The sequence below is a fragment of the Streptomyces turgidiscabies Car8 genome (assembly GCF_000331005.1).
Taxonomy (GTDB): domain Bacteria; phylum Actinomycetota; class Actinomycetes; order Streptomycetales; family Streptomycetaceae; genus Streptomyces; species Streptomyces turgidiscabies.
Genome location: NZ_AEJB01000262.1, coordinates 1 through 5,969 on the forward strand (window position 1 = coordinate 1; position 5,969 = coordinate 5,969).

The following is a 5,969-nucleotide window of genomic DNA, read 5'->3' on the forward strand; positions in this document are numbered from 1 at the left end:
GTGGACGGTGCCGGCCTGCTACAGGGCCGCGTTGTTGAACCGTGTGGGGCGGACGAACAGCAGCGCCAGGACACCCAGCAGCGGCAGGGCCGTGACCTGCAGCAGACCTGCCCGGCTCCAGCCGAAGGAGTCCACCAGGGCGGCGAAGAGCAGACCCGAGAACGCCGCCGTTCCGTAGTAGCTGGTGACGAAGAGCCCGGAAGCCCGCCCGATCTGCCCGGGGCGCACGGACCGCTGCATCGCGCTGTTGGTGTTGGGATAGATGAAGCCCAGGCCGAAGGCGCCCATGAGGAACGCGAACACGCACTGCACTCCGACTCCGGCCTGCGTCTCGTAGATGCACACGCTGATGGCGGAGACGGCGAGCATGCTTGCGATCAGCAGGACGCGCTGGTTGACGCGGTCGCCCAGCCAGCCGCCGAGTACGGCCGACATACCGCCGAAGCCGAGGAGGCTCATGGCCAGAGCGGCCTGGTCGGTGGTGTAGTGCAGCGAGGTGATGAGGTACGTCGGGTAGAGGCCGAGGAACCCGTAGATGGCCACGCCGCTGACGACGGAGTGGACGGCCAGCGCGATGGTGTTGCGGTTGTAGGCGGAGGCCGGCATGTACTCGTAGGTCCTGGTCGAGACGACCTTCTCGGCGGAGTGCTCGGTCAGTCCGGTTTTCACCAGGAACAGGCAGGCGGCGGCGATCAGCAGCCCCGCCGTGCCGAAGAGGTAGAACGGCGAGTGCCAGGTGCCGTGGGCGCTCATCAGTCGGACGCCGATGAGCGGTGCGATGAACACGCCGACGGAGTAGCCCATGCCGATGACGCCGAAGGCGAGGCCCCGCCGGTGCGCGAAGAAGGCGCCGATCGCCGCGAAGATGGCCGCGGACTGCATGCCCTCTCCGAAGCCGGACACGACCCGGTACAGCGTCATGTCGGCGAACCCGGTCGCCAGCGGCGTGGCCATCGTGCCGAGGGAGTAGATCACGATGCTGACCACCAGCACGGTCTTGCGGCGGAAGCGGTCCAGAAGGTAGCCCGCGGGCAGGCCGGCCAGCGCCATGCCGAGGGTGAAGTTGGTCGCCAGCAGCCCGCCCTGCTCCAGGGAGAACCCGTACTCCGCACGGATGTTGGGCAACAGCGGGGGAAAGACCTGGCGGTCCATCGCGTTGACCATGTAGGAGAGGACCACCAGCAGGAAGCCCACCCCGATCATGAGACGGGAAATGGGGGCGCGGCTGCTTTCCTGGGTGTCGCTCGCGGGCACCGCACTGGTGTCGACTTGCGCTGTGTGGGTCATAGCGGCTCCTGAGAGGGAATGGGCCACGGCTGGCCGCGGCGGAACCATCGCCCGGACCGGACAGTGCGGGCCTACGGGCGATGACGAGAAACGGTGAGCGGAACACGGACTCGAGCCGGCGACGGTGATGTCGTCGACCGAGGAGTCGGCTGAGGAGTCGACCGACGAGTCGGCTGGGGGATTGGGGGCGACGTGCTGCCGCGCGGTCGGACACCGCATGCGGAATTCAGCTCTGTGTCGCCCGTCGGCAACGTCCGTGGCTATGGCGTCTTCGACAGCCGGACCCTGTGAGGACCCTTATCGGTCACGCGGTCGGCGCTGGCTGAAACCATGAGGGGGAAGTCTCCAGAACGTCAAGATGGGAACACCGGATTTCTTCGGAATTCCCTGTTTTCCCGGCCGGAGGCCAGGTGTACACCGAGGCGTGCACCGCACTCTTGACGCGTCGAAGGCTCCCAGTGCTATCGTTAGCATCGAGTGGCTATGACAAAGTGATCAGACATGCCCCGGCGTCTCGTGACCCGTTCGAGGGGCGTACCGCGGTACTCGCACCGACCACAAGTCGGCGGGCGCCGACCGACACCGGACCCGAGCCCAGCGACCCCCTCCGCCCACCCCCGGGTGGCGATCACATCCGCGCACCGGACGCGACCGGACGCGACCGCCCGGCAGCCCGCCGCGGCCGCACGACTCTGCGAGGACGACCTTCCATGAAACCACCGAGCCGCCCCGGCACCGTGCTGCTCACCGACCACGCCTGGCCCGACGACTCCGTCGAACGATCGGTCGTCGAGGAGGCGGGCCACACTCTGGTGACCGGCCCCGCCGATCCCGTCTCCGCCGAGGCGATCGAGGAACTGGTGGCCGAGCACCGGCCCGACGGCATCCTGACCTGCTGGGCCCCCGTGTCCGCGACCGCGATAGGCACCTCGCCGGATCTGCGGATCGTGGCCAGGCTCGGCGTCGGCCTCGACAACATCGCCGTGGACGCCGCCACCGAGCGCGGCGTGTGGGTCACCAACGTGCCGGACTACTGCGTCGAGGAGGTCTCCGACCATGCCGTGGGCATGGTGCTGGCCTGGACGCGGGGCCTGGCCGTCTCCGACCGGGAGGTCCGCGCGGGCCGCTGGAACCCGGCCGGGGCCCGGCTGCGCCGGCTGTCGACGCTGACCTGCGGCGTCGTCGGCCACGGACGCATCGGACGGGCCACCGTGCGCAAGCTCCGCGCGTTCGGCTGCCGGATCCTGGCCCACGATCCGCATCCGCCGAAGGACACCCCCGGAGTGGAGATGGTCGGTCTGGAGGAGCTGCTGCGCCGCAGCGACGTGGTCATCCTCCATGTGCCGCTCACACCCGGCACGCACCACGTCATCGGCGCCGAGCAACTGGCACTGATGTCACCGGGCGGCCTGCTGGTCAACGTCAGCCGGGGCGGGCTGGTGGACACCGACGCGGTGATCAAGGCGCTGGACGGCGGGCACCTGGACGGAGCCGCCTTCGACGTCCTGGAGAGCGAACCGCACGTCCCCGCCGGGCTGCTGGACCAGCCGGGCGCTCTCCTCACCCCGCACATCGCGTTCTCCTCCGACGCCTCCGTCACGGAACTGCGCCGCCGCGCCGCCGAGGAGGTCGTACGGATCCTCGCGGACGAGGCGCCGGCCCACGCCTGCAACGCTCCCCGTGGTCTGCTCGCCGGAACGGGGGAGCGCCGATGAGCAGGCCCGCCGCGCAGGCGATCCCGGAACCCGCGCTGACCGGCTTCCTGACCGCACACCAGCTCGCCGGACCCGGCGAAGCCGCACGCTGGACGCCGCTGGCCGGCGGTGTCTCGTCCGACCTGTGGCGAGTGGACCTGCCGGGACGTTCCCTCTGCGTCAAACGCGCCCTGGCCAAGCTGAAGGTCGCCGCCGACTGGCAGGCGCCGGTGTCGCGCAACGCCTACGAATGGGCGTGGATGCGGTTCGCGTCCCGGCACCGTCCGGACAGCGTGCCCGAGCTGCTGGCCCACGACCCGGAGGCCGGCCTCTTCGCGATGGCCTACCTGCCGCCCGAGCACTACCCCGTGTGGAAGGCCCAGCTGCTGGACGGCGAGGTGCGGCCGGAGACCGCGGCGGCCGTCGGAGAGCTGCTCGGCACGCTCCATGCGGCGAGCGCGGGCGACGCGGCCCTCGCCGCCGAGTTCGCCACCGACGACAACTTCCACGCACTGCGCATCGAGCCGTACCTGCTGGCCACCGCGGCCGCGCACCCCGGTCTGAGGGACGTCATCCGACGCCTCGCCGATCGCACGGCCGGCACGCACCTGGCCCTGGTGCACGGTGACGTCAGTCCCAAGAACATCCTCGTCGGACCGTCCGGTCCCGTACTGCTGGACGCCGAGTGCGCCTGGTACGGGGACCCGGCCTTCGACCTCGCCTTCTGCGTCAACCATCTGCTCCTCAAGAGCCTGGTGGTGCCCGAGCGCCGCCCCGATCTGCTGCGGTCGGCCCGGGTGCTGGCCGAGAAGTACGTCCGCCGAGTCGACTGGGAGCCCCGGCCGGCCCTCGAAGCGCGGGCCGCCTCACTGCTGCCGGCGCTGCTGCTCGCACGGGTGGACGGCAAGTCGCCGGTCGAGTACCTCACGGACGAACGGCACCGGCTGTTCGTCCGTACGGTGGCATCGGCCCTGCTCCGGGCGCCCGCCCCCACGACGGTGGACGTCCTGGACGCCTGGGCGACCGCCCTCGGGGCGCCGCCCGGACCCGGCAGCGGCCGGCCCGACTGACGACCCCCACCGGTTCGACGGATCCGCCGGCACTCCCGGGCCGGCCGACACCTTACGCAGAGACGCGATGCCAGATGGAGATGGAGAGACGGATGCGCAGAGTTGTCACCGGCCATGACGAGAACGGCAGGTCTGTCGTCGTCAGCGACGGCCCGATCCCGCGCAGCCGGGAGTTCACCAGTCTGCCGGGCTGGGTGTCCCGCCTCCCATGGGCCACCGACCCCGGCGAGCGGGTCAGCCCGACCGGAGAGGACCCCACGCCGAAGGTCGCCGGTCTGCTCCCGGCCCCCGGCGGCACACGGTTCATCGTCCTGACCTTCCCGCCGGACACCGCGATGGCCGACCCGGCGTTCGACCCCGTCGCCTTCGACCGTGAGCAGCGCGCCGACTCGCCCGGCCTCGCGGATCTCATCGAGCCCGACGGCATGCACACGACGCCGACCGTGGACTACGGCATCGTGCTGCAGGGCGAGATCGTCCTCGAACTCGACGACGGCCACCTCACCCGGCTCTCGGCGGGGGACATCGTGATCCAGAACGGCACCCGCCACGGCTGGCGCAACCACAGCGGCCGACCGGTCACGATGGCCTTCGTCCTGGTCGGCACGGAACGCGAGAACTGACTTCGACGCCTTCAGCGCCGCGATCGGGATTGCGGACCGAAACTGTCCGCAAGCAGAGCTAGCGTGTGAAACATGGAGAGCATGCGGAACACGGCGAAGACGGCCTCGACAGCCACCCCGGGGACGAAGCCGGCGACGAACACGAGGACGAACCCCGGGACGGCGGCGGCAGCCTCGGCCCCCGTCATGGGCGCGCGTGCCCTCAACCGGGCCACCCTCGCGCGGCAACTGCTCCTCACCCGGTCGCCGATGGCCGCGAAGGACGCCGTCGCGCACCTCCTCGGTCTTCAGGCGCAGAACGTGAAGCCGCCGTACCACGCCCTCGCCGCCCGCCTCGACGGGTTCGTCCCCGAAGACCTGTCCCGGCTCATGGCCGACCGGGAGGCCGTCCGTATCGTCACCATGCGTTCGACCATCCACACCCACACCGCCGACGACTGCCTCACCCTGCGCCCGCTCGTCCAGCCCGCCCGCGACCGCGAACTCACCTATTTCCGCAAGGGGCTCGCCGGCGTCGACCTCGACCGGCTCACCGTTCTCGCCCGTGACCTCGTCGAGGCCGAGCCGCGCACGATGAAGCAGCTGCGCGAGGCGCTCCTCGTGGAGTGGCCGGACGCCGACCCGCAGTCCCTGTCCGTCGCCGCCCGCTGCCGGCTCCCGCTCGTCCAGGTGACCCCGCGCGGCCTGTGGGGCCGTAGCGGCCAGGTCGCCCTCACCACCGCCGAGCACTGGCTCGGCCGGACGGCGGAACAGGCGGACCCGGCCGAGCTGCTGGACACGACCGTGCTCCGCTATCTCGCCGCCTTCGGACCGGCCTCCGTGAAGGACATGCAGACCTGGGCCGGTCTGACCCGGCTGCGCGACGCCTTCGAACGTCTCCGCCCCCGGCTGCTCACCTTCCGGGACGAGCACGGCACCGAGCTCTTCGACCTCCCCGACGCTCCCCGCCCCGACCAGGACACTCCGGCGCCGCCGCGTTTCCTGCCCGAGTTCGACAACCTGCTGCTCTCGCACGCCGACCGCACCCGCGTCGTCCCCGCCGACCTCAAGGGCCGTACCTGGTCGGGCAATCAGGCGCACCGCGTCCTGCTCGTCGACGGATTCCTCGCGGGCCTGTGGCATTTCACGGACCGCACGCTCACCGTCGAGCCCTTCGGCACCTTCACGAAGGACCAGCGGGCGGCGGTCGTCGAGGAGGGGGAGCGGATGGTCGCGGTGCTGCACGAGGGAACGGCGTACGACATCCGGTTCGCCACCGCCGCCTCGTAGGCGGACGGGGAAACGTGGATAGAGGG

5 protein-coding genes are annotated in these 5,969 nt (G+C 70.8%); 4 read left to right on the plus strand and 1 reads right to left on the minus strand.

Annotated elements, in window-relative coordinates:
• Positions 1–18: 18 nt before the first annotated feature.
• A complete protein-coding gene (locus STRTUCAR8_RS16995; RefSeq protein ID WP_006377035.1) occupies positions 19–1,287 on the minus strand; it encodes an MFS transporter in 1,269 nt (422 codons plus the stop codon).
• A 710-nt stretch (positions 1,288–1,997) separates the two neighbouring features.
• Between STRTUCAR8_RS16995 and STRTUCAR8_RS17000 the strand changes: the two genes are divergently transcribed.
• From STRTUCAR8_RS17000 to STRTUCAR8_RS17015, 4 genes are all read left to right on the plus strand, one after another.
• Entirely contained in the window at positions 1,998–3,002 is a 1,005-nt protein-coding gene (locus tag STRTUCAR8_RS17000) for a C-terminal binding protein (protein WP_006377036.1), read from the plus strand.
• Positions 2,999–4,051 (plus strand): phosphotransferase family protein, encoded by a 1,053-nt coding sequence (locus STRTUCAR8_RS17005; RefSeq protein WP_006377039.1) that lies wholly within the window; start codon positions 2,999–3,001, stop codon positions 4,049–4,051. Before STRTUCAR8_RS17000 ends, STRTUCAR8_RS17005 begins: the two co-directional genes overlap by 4 nt.
• Positions 4,052–4,143: 92 nt before the next feature.
• Positions 4,144–4,674, plus strand: a complete 531-nt coding sequence (locus tag STRTUCAR8_RS17010; RefSeq protein ID WP_006377037.1) for a cupin domain-containing protein — start codon at positions 4,144–4,146, stop codon at positions 4,672–4,674.
• A gap of 186 nt (positions 4,675–4,860) precedes the next feature.
• A complete protein-coding gene (locus STRTUCAR8_RS17015) occupies positions 4,861–5,943 on the plus strand; it encodes a winged helix DNA-binding domain-containing protein (protein ID WP_044472348.1) in 1,083 nt (360 codons plus the stop codon).
• Positions 5,944–5,969 lie beyond the last annotated feature (26 nt).